Source organism: Polaribacter marinivivus (genome assembly GCF_042651285.1).
Taxonomy (GTDB): Bacteria; Bacteroidota; Bacteroidia; order Flavobacteriales; family Flavobacteriaceae; genus Polaribacter; species Polaribacter marinivivus.
Map to the genome: position 1 here is coordinate 581010 of NZ_JBHSCY010000002.1, position 25058 is coordinate 606067.

22 protein-coding genes and 1 other RNA gene are annotated in these 25058 nt (G+C 27.8%); 13 read left to right on the forward strand and 10 right to left on the reverse strand.

The genetic code is table 11. From position 1 onward, the window contains the following. Window positions 1–42 precede the first annotated feature (42 nt). Window positions 43–783 (forward strand): LPS export ABC transporter ATP-binding protein, encoded by a 741-nt coding sequence (lptB, locus tag ACFOWD_RS10790; RefSeq protein WP_377410470.1) that lies wholly within the window; start codon window positions 43–45, stop codon window positions 781–783. Here lptB and ACFOWD_RS10795 read toward each other — a convergent pair. Genes ACFOWD_RS10795 through ACFOWD_RS10805 form a run of 3 tightly spaced genes read right to left on the reverse strand, consistent with a single transcriptional unit; the run spans window position 777 to window position 3063 of the window. Beyond that, window positions 777–1136 (reverse strand): VOC family protein, encoded by a 360-nt coding sequence (locus ACFOWD_RS10795; protein ID WP_377410472.1) that lies wholly within the window; start codon window positions 1134–1136, stop codon window positions 777–779. The two genes, lptB and ACFOWD_RS10795, sit on opposite strands and share 7 nt — an antisense overlap. A 2-nt stretch (window positions 1137–1138) precedes the next feature. After that, window positions 1139–2347, reverse strand: coding sequence for a GAF domain-containing sensor histidine kinase (locus ACFOWD_RS10800; RefSeq protein ID WP_377410474.1), 1209 nt, complete (start codon window positions 2345–2347; stop codon window positions 1139–1141). Between the two features lie 5 nt (window positions 2348–2352). Continuing rightward, the gene (locus tag ACFOWD_RS10805; protein WP_377410996.1) at window positions 2353–3063 is read right to left on the reverse strand and encodes a CDP-alcohol phosphatidyltransferase family protein; all 711 of its coding nucleotides are present in this window, start codon (window positions 3061–3063) and stop codon (window positions 2353–2355) included. A gap of 98 nt (window positions 3064–3161) precedes the next feature. Here ACFOWD_RS10805 and ACFOWD_RS10810 point away from each other — a divergent pair, with 98 nt between their 5' ends. The 5 genes from ACFOWD_RS10810 (at window position 3162) to ACFOWD_RS10830 (ending at window position 8700) form a co-directional block, all read left to right on the forward strand. Continuing rightward, on the forward strand, window positions 3162–4136 hold the full coding sequence (locus tag ACFOWD_RS10810) for a YheT family hydrolase (RefSeq protein ID WP_377410476.1): 975 nt from the start codon (window positions 3162–3164) through the stop codon (window positions 4134–4136). Window positions 4137–4217: 81 nt separating this feature from the next. Beyond that, window positions 4218–5288: a putative type IX sorting system protein PorV2 gene (locus ACFOWD_RS10815; RefSeq protein WP_377410478.1), complete on the forward strand. Its 1071-nt coding sequence runs from the start codon at window positions 4218–4220 to the stop codon at window positions 5286–5288. A gap of 2 nt (window positions 5289–5290) precedes the next feature. Then, complete coding sequence (locus ACFOWD_RS10820; RefSeq protein WP_377410480.1) at window positions 5291–6451, forward strand: lipoprotein N-acyltransferase Lnb domain-containing protein; 1161 nt, start codon at window positions 5291–5293, stop codon at window positions 6449–6451. 81 nt (window positions 6452–6532) lie between these two features. Continuing rightward, window positions 6533–8227: a glutamate formimidoyltransferase gene (gene ftcD, locus ACFOWD_RS10825; protein ID WP_377410483.1), complete on the forward strand. Its 1695-nt coding sequence runs from the start codon at window positions 6533–6535 to the stop codon at window positions 8225–8227. Between the two features lie 11 nt (window positions 8228–8238). Beyond that, window positions 8239–8700 (forward strand): GNAT family N-acetyltransferase, encoded by a 462-nt coding sequence (locus ACFOWD_RS10830; RefSeq protein WP_377410998.1) that lies wholly within the window; start codon window positions 8239–8241, stop codon window positions 8698–8700. Here the strand turns inward: ACFOWD_RS10830 and aroQ are convergent. Continuing rightward, window positions 8695–9108 (reverse strand): type II 3-dehydroquinate dehydratase, encoded by a 414-nt coding sequence (aroQ, locus tag ACFOWD_RS10835; protein ID WP_298992834.1) that lies wholly within the window; start codon window positions 9106–9108, stop codon window positions 8695–8697. The two genes, ACFOWD_RS10830 and aroQ, sit on opposite strands and share 6 nt — an antisense overlap. A gap of 42 nt (window positions 9109–9150) precedes the next feature. Here aroQ and xerD point away from each other — a divergent pair, with 42 nt between their 5' ends. After that, window positions 9151–10047 carry a site-specific tyrosine recombinase XerD gene (gene xerD, locus ACFOWD_RS10840; protein WP_377410485.1) on the forward strand — a complete coding sequence of 299 codons (897 nt, stop codon included), beginning with the start codon at window positions 9151–9153 and terminating at the stop codon, window positions 10045–10047. A 46-nt stretch (window positions 10048–10093) separates the two neighbouring features. Here the strand turns inward: xerD and rny are convergent, their stop codons facing one another. The 4 genes from rny to ACFOWD_RS10860 all read right to left on the reverse strand — a co-directional run bounded on the left by rny (window position 10094) and on the right by ACFOWD_RS10860 (window position 12463). Then, window positions 10094–11662 carry a ribonuclease Y gene (gene rny / locus ACFOWD_RS10845; RefSeq protein ID WP_298992830.1) on the reverse strand — a complete coding sequence of 523 codons (1569 nt, stop codon included), beginning with the start codon at window positions 11660–11662 and terminating at the stop codon, window positions 10094–10096. Window positions 11663–11708: 46 nt separating this feature from the next. Next, window positions 11709–11815, reverse strand: a non-coding RNA gene (gene ssrS, locus ACFOWD_RS10850) — 6S RNA. Window positions 11816–11868: 53 nt separating this feature from the next. Continuing rightward, complete coding sequence (locus ACFOWD_RS10855) at window positions 11869–12159, reverse strand: cell division protein ZapA (RefSeq protein WP_298992828.1); 291 nt, start codon at window positions 12157–12159, stop codon at window positions 11869–11871. 13 nt (window positions 12160–12172) lie between these two features. Then, entirely contained in the window at window positions 12173–12463 is a 291-nt protein-coding gene (locus tag ACFOWD_RS10860; RefSeq protein ID WP_298992826.1) for a hypothetical protein, read from the reverse strand. Window positions 12464–12608: 145 nt separating this feature from the next. On the opposite strand from ACFOWD_RS10860, the gene ACFOWD_RS10865 reads away from it, so the two are divergent. Both ACFOWD_RS10865 and ACFOWD_RS10870 read left to right on the forward strand, forming a co-directional pair. Continuing rightward, window positions 12609–14312, forward strand: a complete 1704-nt coding sequence (locus ACFOWD_RS10865; RefSeq protein WP_377410488.1) for a M23 family metallopeptidase — start codon at window positions 12609–12611, stop codon at window positions 14310–14312. Between the two features lie 5 nt (window positions 14313–14317). After that, entirely contained in the window at window positions 14318–16765 is a 2448-nt protein-coding gene (locus ACFOWD_RS10870) for a TonB-dependent receptor (protein WP_377410490.1), read from the forward strand. On the opposite strand, the gene bcp is transcribed toward ACFOWD_RS10870, so the two are convergent. Beyond that, a complete protein-coding gene (gene bcp, locus ACFOWD_RS10875) occupies window positions 16762–17214 on the reverse strand; it encodes a thioredoxin-dependent thiol peroxidase (RefSeq protein WP_298992819.1) in 453 nt (150 codons plus the stop codon). The two genes, ACFOWD_RS10870 and bcp, sit on opposite strands and share 4 nt — an antisense overlap. Before the next feature lie 99 nt (window positions 17215–17313). On the opposite strand from bcp, the gene ACFOWD_RS10880 reads away from it, so the two are divergent. Further along, a complete protein-coding gene (locus ACFOWD_RS10880) occupies window positions 17314–17973 on the forward strand; it encodes an endonuclease III domain-containing protein (RefSeq protein WP_377410492.1) in 660 nt (219 codons plus the stop codon). A gap of 237 nt (window positions 17974–18210) precedes the next feature. Here the strand turns inward: ACFOWD_RS10880 and ACFOWD_RS10885 are convergent, their stop codons facing one another. Next, window positions 18211–18798, reverse strand: coding sequence for an RNA polymerase sigma factor (locus tag ACFOWD_RS10885; RefSeq protein ID WP_298992816.1), 588 nt, complete (start codon window positions 18796–18798; stop codon window positions 18211–18213). Window positions 18799–19013: 215 nt separating this feature from the next. On the opposite strand from ACFOWD_RS10885, the gene uvrA reads away from it, so the two are divergent. From uvrA to ACFOWD_RS10900, 3 genes are all read left to right on the forward strand, one after another. Beyond that, complete coding sequence (uvrA, locus tag ACFOWD_RS10890; RefSeq protein WP_377410495.1) at window positions 19014–21806, forward strand: excinuclease ABC subunit UvrA; 2793 nt, start codon at window positions 19014–19016, stop codon at window positions 21804–21806. Window positions 21807–21905: 99 nt separating this feature from the next. After that, a complete protein-coding gene (locus ACFOWD_RS10895; RefSeq protein ID WP_377410497.1) occupies window positions 21906–22994 on the forward strand; it encodes a hypothetical protein in 1089 nt (362 codons plus the stop codon). Between the two features lie 81 nt (window positions 22995–23075). After that, complete coding sequence (locus ACFOWD_RS10900; protein ID WP_377410498.1) at window positions 23076–25046, forward strand: sensor histidine kinase; 1971 nt, start codon at window positions 23076–23078, stop codon at window positions 25044–25046. Window positions 25047–25058 lie beyond the last annotated feature (12 nt).

Here is a 25058-nt window from a genome sequence, read left to right on the forward strand (position 1 = left end):
ATATTTAAGATAAGTAAAAACCACATTCTTTATTTTTGAAATATGATTTTACGTGCAGAAAACATTCAGAAAATATATGGTTCTAGAAAGGTCGTAAAAGGTATTTCTTTAGAAGTTAAGCAAGGAGAAATCATTGGTTTACTTGGACCTAATGGAGCAGGTAAAACTACTTCTTTTTACATGATTGTTGGTATGATAAAACCTAACCATGGTAAAATTTTCTTGAATGATGAAGAAATTACAGAAGATGCTATGTACAAAAGAGCCCAAAAAGGTATTGGGTATTTAGCTCAAGAAGCTTCTGTATTTAGAAAACTTTCTGTAGAAGATAATATTATGTCTGTTTTACAGTTTACTAATCTTTCTAAAAAAGAGCAAAAAATAAAATTAGAAGCGCTTATTGATGAATTTAATATTGGTCATGTGCGTAAAAATAGAGGCGATTTACTTTCTGGTGGTGAAAGACGTAGAACAGAAATTGCACGTTGTTTAGCATCTGACCCAAATTTTATTTTATTAGATGAACCTTTTGCAGGTGTAGATCCTATTGCTGTTGAAGATATACAAAGTATTGTAGCGCAATTAAAAAATAAAAACATAGGTATATTAATTACAGATCATGATGTACAAGCAACTCTTGCTATTACAGATAAAACTTATTTAATGTATAATGGAAGTATTTTAAAAGAAGGTACACCAGAAGAATTAGCTGCTGATGAAATGGTAAGAAAAGTGTATTTAGGTAAAGATTTTGAATTGAAAAAGAAAAAAGTTTTTCAATAATTAAAACATCCTATATGCCAGAGAATTCCTGAAGGATCATGTAAAAAGAATTCTCTACCCCAATCATTATTTACAATTTTAGACAATCTACACTTTTTATATTTTGAAAGTAAGTCTAATGCTTCTATTTTTTTTAAATACGCTTCTATATCATCAACTTCTAAAAATAACATAGAATTATCTACCCAATCTTTTACAAATGCTTTTTGTAAATAAAAACCAAGTTTTTCATCAATTTTAAAATAACTCATATTATCAGATATGGTTACTTCTTTAAAACCTAAATCTTTATAGAAATTACATGATTCACTAAAATCTTTTGCTCCAATAAAACTTCTAACAGATTTAAACATATTTAAATATCCTTTTTCTGAATATTAAATTTAAAACAAACCCCTTTTTTATTATCAATTCTATTAGATAAAGTTATAGACCCTCCTAACCTTTCTATATTTGATTTTACAGTTGATAAACCTACACCAGTATTATTGTTTGAATTTTTATGAAGTGTTTCAAACATTTCAAAAACCTTTTTCCAATATTTTTTTGGTATGCCTGGCCCATTATCTTCATAAACAAAATTATAATTTTCTGTATCTTCTGAGAAAGCAATCTTTATGATAACTTTTTCTTCATCAGTAAATTTTTTAGAATTAGAAATAAGGTTTTGAAAAACTTGTAATAGTCCTATTTTAGAACTAAAAATATCAGTATCTAAATTTTCTGCAATAAAATCAATCTTATTTTCAATATCAATATTTTTAATAATACCTTCTATTAAGTTTTTGATATTGAATGCATTAAATACAATGTTTTTATTTGTTACTTTACTGTATACTAAAATGTCATTTATCAAATTATCCATATAAGAAATTCTATCAGCAATTAAATTAAAATAATTTTCTGCTTGTGTTTCTTTAAATAATTCAAAATGATCTTCTTTTAATACATCTATTAAAAAATTGATATTATTTATTGGAGACTTTAAATCATGAGTAAGTCTAAATGCAAAATTGTTTAATCTATCATTTAATTTTACAATATCTTTATTTGCACTTTTTAATTTTGCATTACTCTTTCTTAACTCAAATAAACGAACTACTTGATTAGCTAAAAGATTTAAAGCTTCTTTTTGAGTATCATTTAATTTTTTTGGTTTATTGTCAATTACACAGAGTGTTCCTAAAGGATATCCTTCTGATGTATTTAATGGAGCACCTGCATAAAAAATTACGTTTGGAGCACCTGTAGTTAAAGGGTTATCAAAAAAACGTTCATCTTTAGTTGCATCTTCTACTTCAAATATTTCATTAGGATTCAGTATACTGTGAGCACAAAAGGCTAAATCTCTATGAGTTTCTTTAGTTTCCAATCCATGATTAGACTTAAACCATTGTCTTTTTTCATCTATAATAGAAACTAAGGCAATTGGTGTATCACATATAGAAGAAGCAATTTTAGTAATTGCATCATATTCTTCTTCTGGTAAAGAATCTAGAATACTATATTTTTTTAGCACTTTTAATCTCTCTTCTTCGTTATTTGGTATTCTAGCAGCTTTCATAATTATTATTTTTTAATAAGAGAAAATATAATATACAATATAATAATTATAGGTATAGATAAAAAAGGAATTATTAATATTAATAGTAGCGAAATAATCAAAAACAAATACTTTATGAAATTATTTTTTATAGAATAATCTTTAAACTTTAAAGAAAATAAAGCGATTTCTGCATTCATTAAATAAGATAATATCCATGTTATTGCAATTAAAAAATAATTATTTGAAATTAATTCTTTAGCAAAAGCAACATCTGAATATTGTTGAATTAAAGGAAGTGAAACCACAAACAAACTCATTGCAGGTGTTGGTAATCCTATAAATGAAGTTGTTTGTCTATCATCTATGTTAAATTTAGCTAAACGTAAACAAGCTGCTAATGTTAAAAACAAACCAATAAGTGCTACATCTAAAATAGGATCTTCAAAAATGAATATATTACCATTTGCTTCTAAATTAATCTGAATTAATTTAAACATAATAATACCTGGCACAACTCCACTTGTAACCATATCTGCTAAAGAATCTAACTGTTTACCAAGCTCGCCTGTTACTTTTAATAATCTTGCAGCTAAACCATCAAAAAAATCAAAAAAAATACCTAAAACAACAAATAAACCTGCATATTCAAAATTTTCTTCTACTGCATAAATTACAGCAATCGACCCACAAAATAAATTAGCAAGAGTTATTAAATTAGGTAAGTGTTTCATTATAAAAAGTTTTTGGTTGGTGTTTAAGCAAAAATAATAAAACATTATGTAAGAGTTTTGTTTATTTATATTTTTTGAGATATTTGTAAAAATAAGTTTCTATGCCAGTTTTAAAATCAAATTTTAAGGTTACAATACCATTTAGAAATGGTCATTTTAATACGATGTATAGACCACTGTTTATGAAAGATATAACTCATTATCAAAGAGAAAGAATTACAACTTGGGATAATGATTTTATAGACTTAGATTTTACAACTGTTGATTCAAAAACTTTAGTTTTATTAATACATGGTTTAGAAGGAAGCTCTGAATCTAAATATATAACTTCTCATGCAAACCATTTTAACAAAATGGGGTTAGATGCTGTTTGTTTTAATTTAAGAGGTTGTAGTGGAGAAGATAACTTATTACTTTCTACATATCATAGTGGAAAAACAGAGGATGTAGAATTTGTAGTAAATCATCTTATAAAAAATTACAATTACGAAAATATTGTTATTGTTGGTTTTAGTCTTGGAGGTAATTTAACTTTAAAATATTTAGGCGAAAAAGGCAATTCTATTTCATCTATTGTAAAAGGAGGTGTTGCTGTTTCTGTTCCTATTCATATTGCTTCTGCAGAAAAAGAAATGGATAAACTTAAAAATAAGTTATACATGGAAGTTTTTTTTAAAACTATGAAAAACAAAGTTTTAGAAAAGTCTCATAAATTTCCAGAATATCAATTAGATAAAGACAAATTATTTAAAGCTACTAAGTTTAAACATTTAGAACTTTTATACACTTGTCCTGTTTTTGGTTTTGATAGTCCAGAAGATTATTGGAATAAAGCAAGCTCTAAACCCTATATATTAAAAACTAAAGTACCTACTTTATTAGTTAACGCTAAAGATGATTCTTTTTTATCAAGAGAATGTTATCCTTATGAAGAAGCAAAAAAATCTGATTATTTCTTTTTTGAAGAACCAAAGTTTGGAGGTCATTGTGGGTTTATGTCTTCTTTTAAACCAAATGAAAATAGATGGTTAGAGCAAAGAATTGAGAGATTTATTAAAGAAACTATTCAAATTTAGATTTCTAAAACAATATCCAATAAAAACCATAGTTATTTTAATAGGTTTTTAGATATTTGTTAGAACAATTTTCTTGTATTTGTGAAATATAGAATTTTACTTTTTTTGTTGATTTCCCCATTTTTTTTAAATGCTCAAGCATTTAGAAATTATTCAAACGAATTTTTAAATATTGGTGTAGATGCAGCAGCTTTAGGAATGAGCAAAGCTGTAGTTGCAACAACTAATAATGTTAATGCAATATATTGGAACCCTGCTGGTTTAGTAGGTATAGAAGATTACCAAGGTTCTTTAATGTATGCTTCATATTTTGCAGGTATTGCAAATTATAATTATGCTGCCTTTGCTATGCCTATTGATAAAAATAGTGCTTTAGGAGTATCTGTAATTCGTTTTGGAGTTGATGATATTTTAAATACTACTGAATTAATAGACAGTAATGGAAATATAGATTTTAATAGAATTAGCCTTTTCTCTGCTGCAGATTATGCATTTAATGTTGCTTATGCAAGAAATTTAATTTTTAAGGATTTAAAAATAGGTGTTAATGCAAAAGTTGTAAGAAGAATTATTGGTGATTTTGCAACTTCTTGGGGCTTTGGCTTTGATGCTGGATTGCAATTTGAAAGGAATGATTGGTATTTTGGATTAATGATTAGAGATATTACTACAACTTACAATACCTGGGCTATTGATGAAGATGAGTTTAATAAAATACAAAACGCAATACCTGGTCAAAACCAAGAATTACCTGAAACTACAGAAATTACAAAACCAAAAATACAGTTAGGAGTTGCTAAGAATTGGAGAATTGGTCGTTTTTTTAATTTACAATCTGAGGTAGATTTAAATATTAGATTCGAACAAACTAATGATATTTTTTCTTCTAGTATTGCAAGTATTGATCCAGCTGTTGGTTTTCAATTAGATTATGATAAGTTAGTCTATTTAAGATTAGGTGTTGGTAATTTTCAATATATCACTGAGTTTGATAATTCTAAAACACTCTCTACTCAACCAAATTTTGGATTAGGATTTAATTATAAAGGAATTCAAATAGATTATGCTTTAACCAATATTGGAAGCATAGGAAATGCACAATACTCTAATATTTTTTCTGTAACTGTAGATTACAGCTTTTTTAGAAGATAATTATGAAGAAGTTACTTTTCACCTTTTTATTTTTAGCAATATCTATAACCTCAAAATCTCAGGTACAACTTTCTGTTTATTCAGAAATAAGTATTGTTACTGCAGATGCTGGAAATGAACTATTTGAAGCTTTTGGTCATTCTGCAATTAGAATTAAAGATCCAGTGTTGCAATTAGACTTAGTATATAATTATGGGATATTTGACTTTAATGCTCCTAATTTTTATACCAATTTTACAAAAGGAAGACTACTTTATAAGCTTGGCAGATATCAATTTAAATATTTTTTAGAAAGCTACAAGCAAGATAAACGTTGGGTTAAACAGCAAGTGCTAAATTTAACACAGCAACAAAGACAGGCTTTTTTTATGTATTTAGAAAGAAATGCATCTCCACAAAATGCTACCTACTTATATGATCCTTTTTTTAATAATTGTGCTTCTAAATTAAAAGATATTACTACCACAATTTTAGGTGATAAAGTTGAATTTAATGATAAAGAGATTGAAAAAGAATTAAGCTTTAGAACCTTAATGAACAGACAGATTCATTGGAACACTTGGGGAGGTTTTGGTATAAACCTAGCATTAGGTAGTAAATTAGATAAAACTGCCAATTTACAACAGTACATGTATTTACCTGATTATGTTTATACTATTTTTAAAAACAGTACAGTCTACTTTAAAAACCAAAAACAACCTTTGGTAAAAAAAGAGGAGTTACTATTAGATTTCCCAAATAGAAAACAAAGTATTCCTTTTATAAGCCCTTTATTAGTCTTTTCAATAATTGCACTTTTAGGAATTTTTATAACTTATAGAGATAATAAAAATCAAAAAAGAACGAAATGGTTAGATACTATTTTGCTAATCACTACAGGGCTTGTAGGTTTTTTAATTGTGTTCTTATGGTTTTTTACAGACCACTCCATTACTCCAAATAATTTCAATGTTTTATGGGCATTTGCTCCTAATTTAATTATTGTATTCTTATTAAATAAAGGTAAAAAATGGCTTTCTAACTACTTTATCTTTTTGTTATTTTTGCTAGTAATTATACCAATTATTTGGATTACTAGTATTCAGCATTTTCCAATAGCTGTTATTCCTTTATTAATTTTACTTTTTGTTCGATATTTATTTTTATCAAAATCTTTTAAATAATAATCTTTAATTATTTTTCTGATAATTTCTATAGCTTTTGTTTGATGAAAATTTTACATTTGATAATCAAATTCATCAACCATGAACACACAAATTATAGAATGTGTACCTAATATTAGTGAAGGTAGAGACACTAAAAAAATACAAGAAATTGCAAATATTGTAACCACTGTAGAAGGTGTTAAACTTTTAGATGTAGATCCAGGAAAAGCAACTAATAGAACCGTTATTACTTTTGTAGGTGAGCCCAATAATGTTATTGAGGCTGCTTTTAGATTAATTAAAAAAGCTTCTGAATTAATAGATATGAGCAAGCAAAAAGGAGAACATCCAAGATTTGGTGCAACTGATGTTTGTCCTTTAGTACCAATTGCTAATATTTCTATGGAAGAAACTGCAAAATATGCCCATTTATTAGGTGAAAGAGTTGGTAAAGAATTAGGTATTTCTGGTTACTATTATGAAAATGCTGCAACATCAGAAAATAGAAGAAATTTAGCTAATGTTAGAGCTGGTGAATATGAAGGGTTAAAAGAGAAACTATCAAATCCTAATTGGAAACCAGATTTTGGACCCAAAGAATATAATCCTAAAATAATTTCTGCAGGTGTAACTGCAATTTCTGCTAGAGATTTTTTAATAGCATACAATGTAAATATCAACTCAACTTCTGTTAGAAGAGCAAATGCTATAGCTTTTGATATTCGTGAAGCAGGTAGAATAAAACGTGAAGGAAACCCAATAACTGGTAAAAAAGTTTTAGATGATAAGGGTGAGCCAGTTAGAATACCAGGTAAATTAAAAGCAGTGAAAGGAATTGGTTGGTTTATAGAAGAATATGGTATTGCACAAATCTCTTATAACTTAACCAATATTTCTATAACTTCTATGCATGAAGCCTTTTATGAAACATCAAAATCAGCAACAGAAAGAGGTCTAAGAGTTACAGGATCTGAATTAGTAGGTTTAGTTCCTTTACAAGCTATGCTAGATGCAGCAGATTTTTTCTTAAAAAAACAAGAACGTTCATTAGGAATATCTGAAAAAGAAAAAGTAAAAATTGCTATTAAATCTTTAGGTCTAGATGATTTAAAACCTTTTCATCCTGAAGAAAGAATTATAGAATATGTAATGAATGCAGATGCTGATAAGAAATTAATAGACTTAACAATTAAAGATTTTGCAGAAGAAACTGCATCAGAATCTATGGCTCCAGGAGGTGGAAGTATTTCTGCATATGTTGGAGCATTAGGGGTTTCCTTAGGAACTATGGTTGCCAATTTATCTGCTCATAAACCTGGTTGGGATGATCAATGGGAATATTTTTCTGAATGGGCAGAAAAAGGTCAGATTTATAAAAATCAACTTCTTTTTTTGGTTGATGAGGATACCAATGCATTTAATAAAATCATTGATGCTTTTCGTTTACCAAAAGGCAATGAAGAAGAAATAAATACAAGAAAAGAAGCTATAGAAAATGCTACAAAATATGCTACTGAAATTCCTTTTAAAGTAATGGAAACTGCATTTAATTCTATAGAAGTGATGTTAGAAATGATGAAAAAAGGGTTACAAAACTCACTTTCTGATGGAGGTGTTGGAGTACTTTGTGCAAAAACAGCTGTTACTGGTGCCTATTTTAACGTAAGAATAAACGCAAAAGATATAAAAGACAAAAAGTTTGCAGAAAATATTTTAGAAAAAGCAGCACATATTTATCAAAAAACAATTGTTTTAGAAAATGAAATGATGCAGATCATTAACTCAAAAATTTAGTTATTTTGAATATTAATACTATTGAAATTATACCTTTTGAGGAGAAATACGCAAAGTATTTCTATGATTTAAACGTAGACTGGTTAAAAAAATATTTCTATATAGAACCTTATGATGAAAAGGTATTAAGTAATCCTCAACAATATGTTATAGATCCTGGAGGTTTTATCTTTTTTGCGAAATATAATACAGAGATTGTAGGTGTGGTTTCCTTAATCAACCAAAAAACATTTTTTGAATTGAGTAAAATGGCTGTTTCTCCTAAATACCAAGGATTTAAAATTGGTCAACAATTAATGGACTTTACCATTAATTTTGCTAAAGAAAAAGGTTGGGATAGTATTACTTTATACTCACATAGAAGTTTGAAAGCTGCTATACAACTTTATACGAAAGTGGGTTTTAAAGAAATACCTGTTGAAAAAGATTCTCATTATGAGAGAGCAGATATTAAAATGCTGTTAGAGTTATAAAAAACTCTGAATGGCTAAATCATAGCCTTTTAAACCAAATCCAAAAATAACCCCTTTTGCGTTTGGTGAAATATAGCTTTTATGTCTAAAATCTTCACGTGCATGAACATTAGAAATGTGCACTTCTACAACAGGAGTTTCAATTCCTTTTATAGCATCTCCTATACCTACAGAAGTATGTGTGTAAGCTGCAGCATTTAAAATAATACCATCAAAATCAAAACCAACTTCATGTAATTTATCAATTAATTCACCTTCTATGTTAGATTGATAATAAGCTAATTCTACATTTTTAAATCGTAATTGTAGTTCTCTAAAATATTGGTCAAAAGTTTGTGAACCATAAATTTCTGGTTCACGTTTACCTAATAAATTTAAATTGGGTCCGTTTATAATAATTAGCTTCATATATTTCTTTAAAGTTGTAAATATATACTTTATTTTTAGCAAATGAAATGGCTACAAGCGATTAAAGATTATCAGTTTTATCTAAAAATAGAAAGAGGGCTCTCTAAAAACACGATAGATAGTTATACACGTGATTTAGAGAAATTAATTTTATTCTTAGAGAAAAATCAAATCAAATCCTCCCCTATTTCTATAGATAAAGATATTATTCAGAGATTTATTTATCAAATAGCTAAAGAAGTAAACCCAAGAAGTCAAGCAAGAATTATTTCTGGTTTACGTAGTTTTTTTGATTACTTGGTTTTTGAAGAGTATAGAAAAACAAATCCTACAGATTTAATAGAAACTCCTAAAATCGGTATAAAGTTACCTGATACTTTGTCTGAACAGGAAATTAATGAATTAATATCAGCTATAGATTTAAGTCATCCTCAAGGAGAAAGGAATAGAACTATTTTAGAAGTAATGTATAGTTGTGGTTTAAGAGTAAGTGAATTAATTACTCTAAAAATATCAGATCTTTTTTTTGAAGAAGGCTTTATCAGGGTTTTAGGAAAAGGCGATAAAGAACGTTTTGTACCCATTCATAATCAAGCACAAAAGTACATTTTGACTTATATCAATCAAATAAGATGTTTTGTGAAACCCAAAAAAGAATTTGAAGATACTTTGTTTTTAAACAGAAGAGGAAAAGGTTTAACAAGACAAATGATATTTACGATTCTCAAAAATTTAGCTATGGATATTGATTTGAAAAAGAAAATTAGTCCTCATACTTTAAGACATTCTTTTGCAACACACTTGTTAAAAAATGGTGCAGATTTAAGAGCTATACAACAAATGTTAGGTCATGAAAGTATAACTACAACAGAAGTATATGTACATCTGGATAAGAGTTACTTAAGAGAAGTGGTTGAAACCTATCATCCAAGAAAATAAAAAAACCCCACTAAAAGTGAGGTTTTAAATATATTTCTATTAAATATTACTTAGCAACGTTTACTGCTCTAGTTTCTCTAATTACGGTTACTTTTACTTGACCTGGATAAGTCATATCATTTTGAATTTTCTGAGAAATATTAAATGATAATTCAGCAGCTTTTGTATCATTTACTTTTGTACTTTCAACCATAACACGTAATTCACGTCCTGCTTGAATAGCATAGGCTTTTTGAACTCCTGTAAAACCAAAAGCAATATTCTCTAAATCTTTTAATCTTTGAATGTAAGAATCTAAAACTTGTCTTCTTGCACCTGGTCTTGCTCCTGATATTGCATCACAAACTTGAACTATAGGCGATAATAAACTCTTCATTTCAATTTCATCATGGTGAGCACCAATAGCGTTACAAACTTCATCCTTTTCTCCAAACTTTTCAGCCCATTGCATTCCTAAAAGTGCGTGAGGTAATTCACTTTCTGTTTCTGGTACTTTACCAATATCGTGTAATAAACCAGCTCTTTTTGCTAGCTTAGCATTTAAGCCCATTTCAGAAGCCATAATACCACAAAGATTAGATACTTCTCTAGAGTGTTGTAGTAAGTTTTGACCATAAGAAGATCTATACTTCATTCTACCTACAATCTTAATTAATTCTGGATGTAAACCATGAATGCCTAAATCAATCACAGTTCTTTTACCAACTTCTATAATTTCTGAATTAATCTGCTTTTCTGTTTTCTTAACAACTTCTTCAATTCTTGCAGGATGAATTCTACCATCTGTAACTAATTTATGCATAGATAAACGTGCAATTTCTCTACGAACAGGATCAAAACAAGAAAGAATAATTGCTTCTGGAGTATCATCTACAATAATTTCTACACCAGTTGCAGCTTCTAAAGCTCTAATGTTTCGTCCTTCTCTACCTATAATTCTACCTTTAACATCATCAGATTCTAGATTAAATACAGATACACAATTTTCTACAGCTTGTTCTACACCAACTCTTTGTATTGTGCCTAAAACTACTTTTCTAGCTTCTTGTTCTGCTGTTAATTTAGCCTCTTCTATAGAGGTTTGTACAAAAGCCATTGCTTCTGTTTTAGCTTCATCTTTTAAAGAAGCTACTAGTTCTTTCTTAGCTTCTTCTGCAGATAAACCAGAAATTTGCTCTAACATGTCTACATGCCTTTTGTGCATTTTTTCTAGTTCACTTTCTCTCTTTTCTAAGAATTCTAATTTATAATCGTAGTCTTTTTCTTTTTGTTCTAAAGATTTATTTAATCTTTTGTTTTTGTCTACCTCAGAGGCTACTTGAGATTCTCTGTCTCTAATTCTCTTTTCGACATCAGAAATTTTCTTTTCTCTTGATAAAATTACTTTTTCGTGTTCAGATTTTAACTCAATAAACTTTTCTTTTGCTTGAAGTATTTTATCTTTTTTAATGGATTCTGCATCTTTCTTAGCCTCTTTTATAATTGAATCTGCAGCTCTTTTGCCTTCATTTATATGCTTTTTGCCTTTTGATTTTTCAACCGCTTTTAAAACAATAAAACCAATTGCAAAACCTATTATAATTCCTATTAGAATAGGAAGAATCATTTCATTCATAGTGTAAATTTAATATATAAAAAAAGCCTACGTTAGGTGTGTCTTTAAACTCCAATATGACATTTATAGGACTAACTAACTGTTCAAGGATCCATTTAAAATGGCATGCTTTAGTAGTTAAGACTCATCCTTCATAATAGAATAGTGTTGAGTTTAATAAACAATTACTAACGTAGGCAGTGTTTTGTTAATGTATTTTAATGAACTTATTCTAAATGTGTCTCTAATAAATTAGATAACTCATTTATTTTTTGAATTACTTCTTTTTCTGTAGACTGCTTTTCTAAAGATGCGATCTCTATTTTTGAAGCAAACTGTAATGCAGACATGGCTAAAACATCTTGTTTGTCACTAACTGCATAGTTTTTTTCGTATAAAGCTATAAGATTATTAATTGCATTTGCGGCTTTACGCATACCCTCTTCTTCTTTAGTGTTTTTAACACTTAAAGGATATGTTCTTCCAGCTATTACAACATTAATCTTTAATTTATCCACTTGTAAAAGAACTTTATTCTTGTAACTGAATGATACATTTATCGATTTCTCTAATTAATGCATTTATCTTCAGTTTTGTATCTTTTGTATTTGTACTACTGCCTTCAATAGTTTTTGCCACTTTTAATAAATCAAATTCTTTTTGTTGATTTTCTATAAATTGGCTCTTTTCTAAAAGCTGCTGCTGCAATTTTGTGTTATTCTGCAACAGTATGTTATTTTCATTTTTTAAAAACTCGTAATTAGAAAGCAGTTTGTTCAACTTATCTTCCAGTGAATGAATGGTTTCTAAAATATTACTCATTAACTTTTAAAAATAAACTATATCAACAAAGTTAACATTCTCATTTTAATAATCCAACAATAAATCATCTTTTTGATAATCATTTGATATTAAACACCTTATTAAAATGATGATTTTTATTATTTTTACAGCAAATAATTGCATTTTGAAAAAACATATAGTAACCCTATTTATACTATTTTCTTTAATAACTATATCTCAAGAAAAGTATCCTAAAGACTATTTTAGACCTCCATTAGATATCCCAATTTTACTGTCTGGTTCTTTTGGTGAACTAAGAAGTAATCATTTTCATTCTGGTTTAGATATTAAAACCCAAGGTAAAGAAGGATTAAAAGTTTATGCTGCTGCAGAAGGCTATGTGTCAAGAATAAAAGTTCAGCAGTTTGGCTATGGTAAAGCCATATATATAACTCACCCAAATGGATACACTACTGTTTATGGACATCTTAAAAAATTTTCTGATGCTATTGAAGCTTATGTAAAATCTGTTCAATATAAGAAAGAGAGCTATGCAACTGGGAATTTGTTTTTTAAAGAAGATCAATTTCCTTTAAAAAAGGGAGAAATTATTGGTTTTTCTGGAGATACAGGTGGTTCTGGAGGACCTCATTTACATTTTGAAATACGAAACACTATGTCTGAAAATGTCATTAATCCACTACTATTTGGTATTAAGGTTGCAGATACTATATCACCAAGAATTCGTGCTCTTAAAGTGTATGCTTTGTCTAATGAGTCTAGAATTAATCAAAAACGAAAAACATTTCAAGTACCTATTAAAAAAATATCAAATGGTAATTACAAAACAGACAGAATCTCTGCAAATGCAGACATAGGGTTTGCTATAGATGTTTATGATAATTTTAATGGTGCATATAATAAAAATGGTATTTACAGCTTAGAAATGTTAGTTAATGGAAAAAGATGGTATTATCATGATGTAGAAACATTTTCTTTTTCAGAAAGTAAATTTTTAAATCTTCATATAGACTACAAACACTATAAAAAATATAAAAGGCGTTATCAAAAATCTTACAAAGAAACAGCTAACAAATTGTCTATTTATGAAGATTTAATTAATAATGGAAAACTAAATGTTAAACCAGGTAATAATTATATGGTTACTATAATTGCCAAAGATTATGCTGGTAATAAAAGTACTTTAAATATACCTATAGTTGGTAAAGAGTCTAGTGCTATATTTTCTAAATCAATAGATAGTACAAATTACAAGTTAATTAAAAACAAATTTAATAAATTTAAAGTTGGGGATTTTTCAGTAGCTTTTCCTAAAAACACATTTTACGAAGATGTGTATTTAGATTTAGCTTATACTAACGGAATTGCAAAGGTGCACACACCTACCATTCCTTTAGATAAAAGTTATACCTTAACCTTTGATGTTTCAAAATATTCAGAAACAGAAAAACAATTTTTATTTATTGCAAATCTAGAATACCCAAAATATCCTAGATATCAATATACCAGAAAAAGAGATTCTACATTTTTTACAACCACTAAATCTTTGGGTAATTTTAAATTAGTTTCAGATAGTATTAAGCCAAAAATTAGACTTTTATATTTTAAAAATAATCAATGGATATCTAGCTTTAAGACACTAAAAGCAAAAATAAGCGATAATGGTTCTGGTATTAAAAATTGGAGAGCTACAATAGATGGTGAATGGATTTTAATGGAGTATAACCATAAAAAAGGTATATTAACCTACAATTTTAATGATAAAAAATTGGTAGGTAGCAAACATATTTTTAAACTTGTAGTCTCAGATAATGTTGGAAATACGAACGAGCTATCTGCAACGTTTTATAAAAAACAAGTAAATTAACCTTTGTGAAGCACATCTTCTTTTTTTTTCTTTTAATACCAGGTTTTTTGTTAGCTCAGAAAACAACAATTTTAAAAGGAACAATAAAAAATAAATACAATCAGCCAATTTCTGAAGTTTCTATTAAGTTTAACAAAACTGGTACTGTTTCTGATGAAAATGGAAGATATTCTATAAGAATTCCTTTAGATACAGAAGTCACAGTAATTTTTAGTCATGTTTCTTATAAATCAATCACTAAAAAATTTACAGCTAAGAATAGAAATCAAATACGCTTCTCTCCTACCTTAATCTTAAAAACTGAGCAATTAGAAGAAGTTGTTATTAAAGACAATAAAAAAAATGCACAAGGCATTACTTCTATTGATGTTAAAAAAGCACAAAATGTTATAGGCCCAAATGCAGGTGTAGAAAATGTTTTAATGACTTTACCAGGGGTTAATAATAATAACGAGCTTAGTACACAGTATAATGTTAGAGGTGGTAATTTTGATGAAAACTTAGTTTATGTTAATGGTATACAGGTATATAGACCTTTTTTAATTAGGTCTGGGCAACAAGAAGGTTTAAGTTTTATCAACTCAAATATGGTGCAAAATATAAACTTTTCTGCAGGTGGTTTTCAAGCAAAATATGGAGATAGACTTTCTTCTGTTTTAGATATTACTTACAGAAAACCTAAGGAAACATTTACTACAATAGAAGCCAGCTTATTGGGAGCAAGTGCAACTTTTGAAGGTGCTTTTTTAAACAATAAATTAACAACAATAACTGGGGTTAGATATAGAGACAATAGTTTGTTTGTAAACAGTAAGCAAACAGATGTAAATTTTAGACCAAGATTTACAGATGTACAAACCTATTTAACGTATGAATTTTCTGAAAAGTTTACCCTTAGTTTTTTAGGAAACTTTTCTTTAAACGATTATAATTACCAACCATTATCTAGAAGAACAAGATTTGGTACTGTTGCAAATCCACTAGAATTAATTGTCTTTTATTCTGGTCAAGAACAAGACAAATACCTAACTTTATTTGGTGCATTATCATCTGAATATAAGGTAAATAAAGATTTTACCTTAACTACTACTTTATCTAGATATAATACCCAAGAAGAAGAATATTTTGACATAGCTGCAGCTTATAATTTAGGTGAAGTTGATGCAAATATTGGTTCTCAAAATTTTGGAGAAGTACAATTTTCTCAAGGTATTGGATCGCAATTAAACCATGCAAGAAATGATTTAGATGCACTTATTACTAATGCAGAAATTAAGGCTAGTATTAAAAAAGAAAATAAGCAGTGGAATTTTGGTGTAAAATATCAAAAAGAAAATATTAAAGATAGAATACGCGAATGGGAAGTTATAGACTCTTTAGGTTTTTCTATAAGACCACCACATCATTCAGGTAATAACCAACCTTATGTACCTTTTGAAGGACCAATTGTACCTTTTCAAAATATTAGAGAAGATAATGAGGTTGATATCAATCGTTTTTCTGGTTTTGTGCAATTTAACCAAAGAAATTTTTTGAATAATCATGAAGTATGGTATAACTTAGGAGTAAGATTACATAATTGGTCTGTGAATGGAAATGGTGTTTCTTCTAAAAACCAAACTGTAGTTAGTCCTAGAGCACAATTTGCAATTAAACCAGATTGGGATAAAGATATGCTCTTTAGAGTTTCTGGTGGATGGTATTATCAACCTCCTTCTTATAGAGAGCTACGTGATTTTAATGGATTACTAAATGTAGATGTAAAAGCTCAGCAATCTATTCATATAGTTGGTGGTATGGATTATAGTTTTGAAATGTGGAATAGACCTTTTAAACTAACTTCGGAAATATATTACAAAGATTTAAATGATATAAATGCGTACACCATAGATAATGTTAGAATTCGTTATAGAGCAGATAATGTAACACAAGCTTATGCTTATGGATTAGATTTACGTTTAAATGGCGAATTTGTACCTGGTAGTGAAAGCTGGGTAAGTTTGGGTTATTTAAAAACAGAAGAAAATATTAACAATCGTGGTTATATTGCAAGGCCAACAGATCAAAGAATAAAATTTGGTGTTTTATTTCAAGATTACGTACCTAATTTACCAAACTTAAAAGCTTATTTAAATTTAGTTTTTAATACAGGTTTACCTGGAGGCTCTCCTGCTTATGCAGATCCTTATCAGTTTCAAGAACGTTTAAGAGATTATAGAAGAGCAGATTTAGGAATCTCTTATGTGTTTGTAGATGCTAATAAACAATATACTAATGGTTGGTTAGCAAATTTTAAAGAACTCACAGCTGGTATAGAGCTATTTAATATGTTCGATATTCAAAACGCAATTACAAACACTTGGGTAAGAGATGTCTATTCTAAAACACAGTTTGGTATACCTAATTTTATGACAGGTAGAGTGTTAAATATTAAAATGAAAATGAGGTTTTAACCTAATATTTGCTCTGCATGAGCTTTGGTTTTTACTTTAGAAATCACTTCTTCTATAACTCCATTTTCATCAATTATAAAAGTAGTTCTATGAATTCCATCATATTCTTTTCCCATAAATTTCTTTGGTCCCCAAACTCCAAAAGCTTCAATTACAGCTTTATCTTCATCAGCTAATAAAGGATAAGGAAATTCATATTTATTTTTAAAATTAGACTGTCTTTTAGCAGAATCTGCACTTACTCCTAATACATCATAACCTTTAGCTAAAAAAGATTGGTAGTTATCACTTAAATTACAAGCTTCTGCTGTACAACCAGGTGTACTAGCTTTAGGATAAAAAAACAATACTAATTTTTTACCTGAATAATCAGCTAATTTAATTGTATTTCCATCTTGATCTTTCGCTTCAAATTGTGGTGCTTTATCTCCTTTTTGTAAAGTTGTCATTTTGTTGTAAGTTTTTATATATATTTTAAACAAAAATACAAATATTATAATCGATTAAAAAAGATAGAGTTCTTACATTTGTGTTAAATTCATATTAAGATGACAAAACAGGAAAAAGTATCGTTTGTTATAAATACCCTACAAAACTTATATCCAGAAATACCAATACCTTTAGATCATAAAGACCCATATACATTATTAATCGCGGTATTACTGTCTGCACAATGTACAGATGTTAGAGTAAATCAAATTACGCCACTATTATTTGCAAAAGCAGACAATCCTTTTGATATGGTTAAAATGACAGTTGAAGAAATTAAAGAAATCATTCGTCCTTGTGGTTTATCACCAATGAAAAGCAAAGGAATATATGGTTTGTCTAAAATTTTAATTGAAAACTATAATGGAGAAGTTCCTCAGTCTTTTGAAGCTTTAGAAGCATTACCAGCAGTTGGACACAAAACTGCAAGTGTAGTTATGAGTCAAGCTTTTAATGTACCTGCTTTTCCTGTTGATACTCATATACATAGATTATTATTTAGATGGAATTTGTCTAATGGTAAAAGTGTAGTGCAAACAGAAAAAGATGCAAAAAGATTATTTCCAAAAGAATTATGGAATGATTTACATCTTCAAATTATTTGGTATGGTCGTGAATATTCCCCTGCTCGAGGTTGGGATTTAGATAAAGATATCATTACTAAAACTATAGGTAGAAAAACAGTTTTAAACGAATACTATAAAAATCTTAAATCATAAAAAAAGCCTCAACAACGTTGAAGCTTTTTCCACTCTTAATTCAAATTCAATTCAATGAAATTTTTTGATTTGGTTTTTACAATAGTTAGCGATTTGGAAAAATTAATCAAAAATTGAACTGTTTCTTGTTTGGGTTGCATCTTATAATCAGATGACTTTTTTGAGTAAAGTTGCATCATATACTTGGTTTAATTACTTGGTTATAAATACAGTAACGATGCTTTTTTTACTTTATTGTTAATTCACTAAAATAATTTTATGTTTCTCTATTAATTTACGCATATTTATAAGTGCATAACGCATTCTACCTAGTGCAGTATTAATGCTAACCCCAGTGTTTTCGCTTATTTCTTTAAAACTCATGTCTTTATACATACGCATTACTAAAACTTCTTTTTGTTCTTCTGGTAATTCGTTTACCAACTCTCTTACGTCAGCAAAAATCTGTTCTTGTATAATTTGTTTTTCAGCATTTAAGCTACCATCTTTTAAAACAGAAAATATATCAAACTCTTCAGTATTTTGAAAAGTTGGCATTCTATTGTTTTTTCTGAAATAATCAATTACTAAATTGTGAGCAATTCTCATTACCCAAGGTAAAAATTTACCTTCTTCATTATAATTACCTCTTTTTAAAGTTCTAATTACCTTTATAAAAGTATCTTGAAAAATATCTTCTGTGATATCTTTATTCTGTACTTTACTGTATATAAAACTAAATAATCTTTGCTTGTGTCTATTGATTAGAATAGCTAAAGAAGACTCATCTCCTTTGATATAACTATTAACAAGACTACTATCTGGAATAATTTGTTTTTGAATCATAACTACTTTTTGGAAGAACAAAGTGCTCTTCTCTAATTAAATTTTTAATAATTTTAAAAGTAGTTTTTAACTATAGTATGCTAATTTTCTGATTCTTATGAAATCAAATATAGAATATTATTTTAATTCAACAAATTTTTTTAACATTTTCAATTGATAACTTTTTTAGTAAAGCATAAAATAGTAGTATTTTTATACTTTCTATTTTTTGATATATGAAGACTGATATTTCTACTGTAAATCCTAAAAAAAACATCATCATTAAAGGTGCTAAACTGCACAATTTAAAAAATATTGATGTTGTAATACCAAGAAATAAATTAGTAGTAATTACAGGACTTTCTGGTTCTGGTAAGTCTTCTTTAGCATTCGATACTTTATATGCAGAGGGTCAAAGACGTTATGTAGAAAGTTTAAGTTCTTATGCTCGTCAATTTTTAGGAAAACTAGACAAACCAAAAGTAGATTATATAAAAGGAATTGCGCCTGCTATTGCTATTGAGCAAAAAGTAAATTCTACAAATCCTCGTTCAACTGTTGGTACTTCTACAGAAATATACGATTATATAAAATTATTATACGCAAGAATTGGTAAAACTTACTCTCCTATTTCTGGTGATGAAGTAAAAAAAGATACTGTTTCTGACGTCGTTAATTTTATTAAAAACTTTGAAGAACGCACAAAACTTTTATTACTTGCTCCTATTTCAATTGATGAAAACAGAGATCTAAAAACTGTTTTACAAGTTTTAGAACAACAAGGTTATGCTCGTTTAAAATGGAATGATAAAGTTTACAGAATTGCAGATTTTCCGAAAGAAGCTTATAAAAATGAAAACCTCTATTTAGTTGTTGATAGAGTTATCACTAAAGACGATGAAGATTTTTACAACAGACTAGCAGATGCTACACAAACAGCTTTTTTTGAAGGAAAAGGAGTTTGTTTTATAGAAAACTTAGAAACCAAAAAGACAACTGAGTTTAGCAATAAGTTTGAATTAGATGGTATCTCTTTTTTAGAACCAAACACACATTTATTTAGCTTTAACAATCCTTATGGTGCTTGTACAACTTGTGAAGGTTATGGAAATGTAATTGGTATTGATGAAGATTTAGTGATCCCTAATAGTGGATTATCTATTTACGAAGACGCTATATTTCCTTTTAAAACGCCTTCTTATATGCATTATAAAGAAGATTTAATTGCAGTAGCTTATCAATTTGATATTCCTATACATAAACCTTGGTTCGAATTAACAGAAAAGCAAAAAGAACTAGTTTGGAATGGAAATAGATCTTTTAACGGAATTCATCACTTTTTTAAAGTATTAGAAGAAAAGAGTTATAAAATTCAAAATAGAGTGATGTTATCACGTTATCGTGGTAAAACTAAATGTAATACTTGTCAAGGTAAAAGATTACGTGAAGAAACAAATTATGTAAAAATAAATAACAAAACTATCTCTGATTTAGTAACACTCCCTCTAGACGAATTAGCACTATTTTTTAAAGAAATTAAACTCACTACATACGAAGAAAAAATTGGTAAAAGATTACTAACTGAAATTAATAATCGTTTGCAGTTTTTAACTGATGTAGGTCTCTCCTATTTAACTTTAAATAGAACTTCTAATACACTTTCTGGAGGAGAAAGTCAACGTATAAATCTAGCAACTTCTTTAGGTAGCTCTTTAGTAGGCTCAATGTATATTTTAGATGAACCAAGTATAGGTTTGCATCCAAAAGATACAGAACGTTTAATTGGAGTGCTTAAAAATTTACGTGATTTAGGAAATACAGTGGTTGTTGTAGAGCATGATGAAGATATTATGGCTGCTGCAGATTATATTATTGATATTGGCCCTGAAGCAGGTACTTATGGTGGAAAAGTGGTTGCTGAGGGTACTTATGAAAACATTTTAGCTTCTGAATCCTTAACTGCTAAATATTTAAATGGAGATTTAAAAATAGAAGTTCCTACAAAACGTAGAACATCAAAAAACAAAATACAGATTACTGGTGCAAGAGAACACAATTTAAAAAATATTGATGTTACTTTTCCTTTAAATTGTTTAACAATGATTACTGGAGTTTCTGGTTCTGGTAAAAGTACTTTAGTGAAGAAAATTTTATATCCTACAATGCAGAAAAAACTGGTTGGATATGGAGACAAAATTGGGCAACACACTAAAGTTGAAGGTGATTTTGATGCTCTTAAAACAGTTGAGTTTATAGATCAAAATCCCATTGGTCGTTCTTCGCGTTCAAATCCTGTTACCTATATAAAAGCTTATGATGATATTCGTGCATTATTTTCGAATCAGAAATTAGCAAAAATTAGAAACTATAAACCTAAACATTTTTCTTTTAATGTAGAAGGTGGACGTTGTGAAACCTGTAAAGGTGAAGGCGAAGTTACTATTGAAATGCAATTCATGGCAGATGTGCATTTAGAATGTGATGTTTGTAATGGAAAACGTTTTAAAAAGGAAGTTTTAGAAGTAACTTTCGATGGTAAATCTATAGATGATATTTTAAACTTAACCATAGATGATGCTGTTACTTTCTTTTCTGAAAACTTAGTGCCAAAAATCGCCAATAAATTAAAACCATTACAAGATGTTGGTTTAGGTTATGTTACTTTAGGGCAATCTTCTTCTACTCTTTCTGGTGGTGAAGCACAAAGAATAAAATTAGCTTCTTTTTTAGTTAAAGGTAATACCAAAGACAAAGCCTTATTTATTTTTGATGAACCAACCACTGGATTGCATTTTCATGATATTAAAAAACTATTAGCTTCTTTTAATGCATTGATAGAAAAAGGACATTCTATAATCGTTATTGAACATAATATTGATTTGATTAAGTGTGCAGACTATATTATAGATTTAGGTTTAGAAGGTGGTAAAAATGGAGGTAATCTTATTTATCAAGGAACTCCAGAAGCATTAGCTAAAAATAAATATTCTTATACTGCTGAATATTTAAAAGAAAAATTGATTTTTTAACGAATTCTAATTCAAGTAAAACGAATTCTAATATAGCGTAAATTTTACCTGACTCCTCTACTACTTTTATAGTGTTAATCATTTAAAAAAGTAGAAATCATGAAAAATTTAATTAGAAAATCGATTGTTGTTACTAGTCTTTTTATTGCAGGAAATATTTTTATTGCTTGTAACTCGTCAATTAAAAAAGAAAATAAAAAAGTTGCAGTAATTATCGAAGAAAGCAATGTAGATAGTTTAGAAAAAGAAGTTGTAACTAGAAATCCTATTGTATTTATTGCAGGATACGATTCTGGAAATGAAACATTTTATCAAAATGCGAGAAACTATTTTTCTCAACAAAATTTTGAGGTTGTAGAAGGTCAATATTCTTTAGAAGAAATTATGAATTGGCTAAACAATCATAAAAACGATTTATCTTATGGAGAAATTCATATTGTAAATAAAAGTAATCCTTACAAAGGATTAAGTTTAGAGACAATTGTTAAGGGCGATAAAGTATCTACAGAATCATTAAGAAGATGTATTACAAAAGGAGAATTACCAATTTTAAGTGAAACCATAAATGGGAATACTACTATAGTTTTACATGCAAATGGTTTAGGCGAAAACACTGAATTAATGGCAACATTTAAAGATGCTTTTTATGCAGATGAATTACCTAATGTAGTAGCTTCTCCTTACTACTCTATTTTTAATGGAGAGTTTTCTAATCATTATTTAGCAAAGGCATTTTATGTGTTTTATCCTACAGCAAACTCACCAGGAAAAGTAGATTTATCAAAAGAAATAGCAAGAAAATATCCGAATGAAAAAGATATCAATTGGTATGAAGCTTTAAATAATGAAGAAGAAAGATATATTGGAGAAGCCTATACAACCAAGTTTACGATACCTGTAAAATTTCAATTAGACTATCATAATTCAGATGATGAAATTCCAAATTTTGAACTAGTAGAAGAAGTTATGGACTTTATAGAACAAAACGAATCTTTAAATACAGAAATGAAACAAATTAATATTCCTTTAGAAAAATTTAGATGGACTTGGTCTATAAAAAACAGTACATTAACTATTAAAGGAAGTACAACAGGATTAACTGTATTAAAACCATTAATTAAACCTTATGGAGAATTAGAGCATATTGAACCAGATACAAAAAACAAAAGGTTATATGCTATGAAATAATTTGGAATGGAAATTGTAGTTTTAAGTAATGTCACTGTGCAAATAAAATGCATAGTGACATTTTAATTAGTAAGTTTGTATATGACCCTTTGTAAAAAAATAATTGTCCTTGTTACTATATTCTATGTATCTCAAATTGTTTCGCAACAAGAGACCTATAAAATATTCAATACAGAAAATGGCCTTTCAAATACTAATATTTTAAAAATCACTCAAGATAATATTGGGTATTTATGGTTAGGTACAGATAGTGGACTTATTCGTTTTGATGGTGATGACTTTACAAGAGTAAATTCTAAAAAAATCACTTCTCTCCTATTTAAAAATCAAAAACTTTTTGTTGGTACAACAAAAGGATTGATCGTTAAAGAAGGTAATCAAGAAGTTTTTTATGAAAGTAAAAAAGTCTTTAACGTAATAATAAAAGGTACTGATGTTTTTGTTGCTACAAATCAAGGTATTTGTCATTTAAAAAATAAAAAACTAATACCAATACAAATAAATACAAAATTAGATTTTTCAATTATTTACGATATTGTTTATCTAAATAACTCATTTTTTATTGCTTCTAATAATGGACTTCATCAAATTGATGATTTAATTCAACCAAAAAAAATTACTTTACTAACAAATGATGTGTTTATTGATTTAGAGATAGATGGTGAAAAACTATTAGCTGCTTCAAATAATAAGGTAATCTGTTTAAATGATAATAAAATTCAACCTATAAAAACTATTCAAAACATTTATAACATTTCAATTATCGAAAATGAATTGTGGGTTAGTTCTATTAATAATGGAATAGAGATATTTTCTTTACCCAATTTTAAATTTCTACAAAAAATAAATAAATACAATACTTTAAAAACGGATCATATAAATTACGTTTTTAATGACAACCAAAACACAAAATGGATTGGAACCAATCAAGGCCTATATCAACAAAAAAAATATAACATAAATAATAGAAACAGTAAACCTAATCTACACTTAGAGAGTGTTAAAGTAAATTTTAAAGAAGTAAATTATATATCAAAAGAGAATATTAATCTTAATTTGAATTCTAATGAAAACTCTATATCTATTGTATACAAAACAGTAAACTTGCTAAAACCAAAAAATATTTTGTACAGGTATAAAATCAATAATACTTTCTCTAATTGGAGTAAAAACAACTCATTACAATTAGCAAATTTAGATTATGGAAGTTATACTCTAGAACTGCAATCTAAAATTGATGGTGTAAAAAGTGATATCAAAAAGATTAATTTTACAATTAATACTCCTTTTTACTATAATGTGTACTTTATAATTAGTGCATTTATTCTTTTTGTCTTTATTAGTTATGTTTTGGTAGATCTTAATATTAAAAGCATCAAGAAAAAGAATAGTAAGAAACTTAATGAATTAGAGTTGAAAAATTCATTATTAACCCTAAAGCAAAAAGCACTTCAGCTTCAAATGAATCCTCATTTTATATTTAATGTTTTAAACGGAATTAAAGCTTTGGGTAATTCTGGAAAAACAAAAGAACTAAATAATTCTATAAATCATTTTTCAAGTTTATTAAGAAGCATACTTAATAGCTCTATGAAGGACAAAATAACTTTAAAAGAAGAAATTGAAGCATTAAAAAATTATTTAGAGTTAGAACAAAAAATGAGCTCAAAAAAAATTAGTTATTCAATTAAAACAAGTTTAAATAATATAGATGAAGAAGAAATACTTGTACCAACTATGTTAATTCAACCTTTTGCAGAAAATGCAATTCATCATGCCTTTATAAATAAGGAGCTTGGAAATATTGAGATATCTTTTACTATTAAGAAGAACATTTTATATTGTTCTATAAAAGACGATGGAATAGGTTTCAATACATCTATTAATAACAAAAAAGAAACAAACCATAAATCTGCAGCATTAAAAATAACTAAAGAAAGAATTAATAATATATATAAATACAGTGACTTTAATATATCTGAAGTTAAAGAAGGTGATATAATAACTGGCACTAATGTAAGTTTTAAAATACCTTTAGAGACTGATTTCTAATTAAAAAGAATA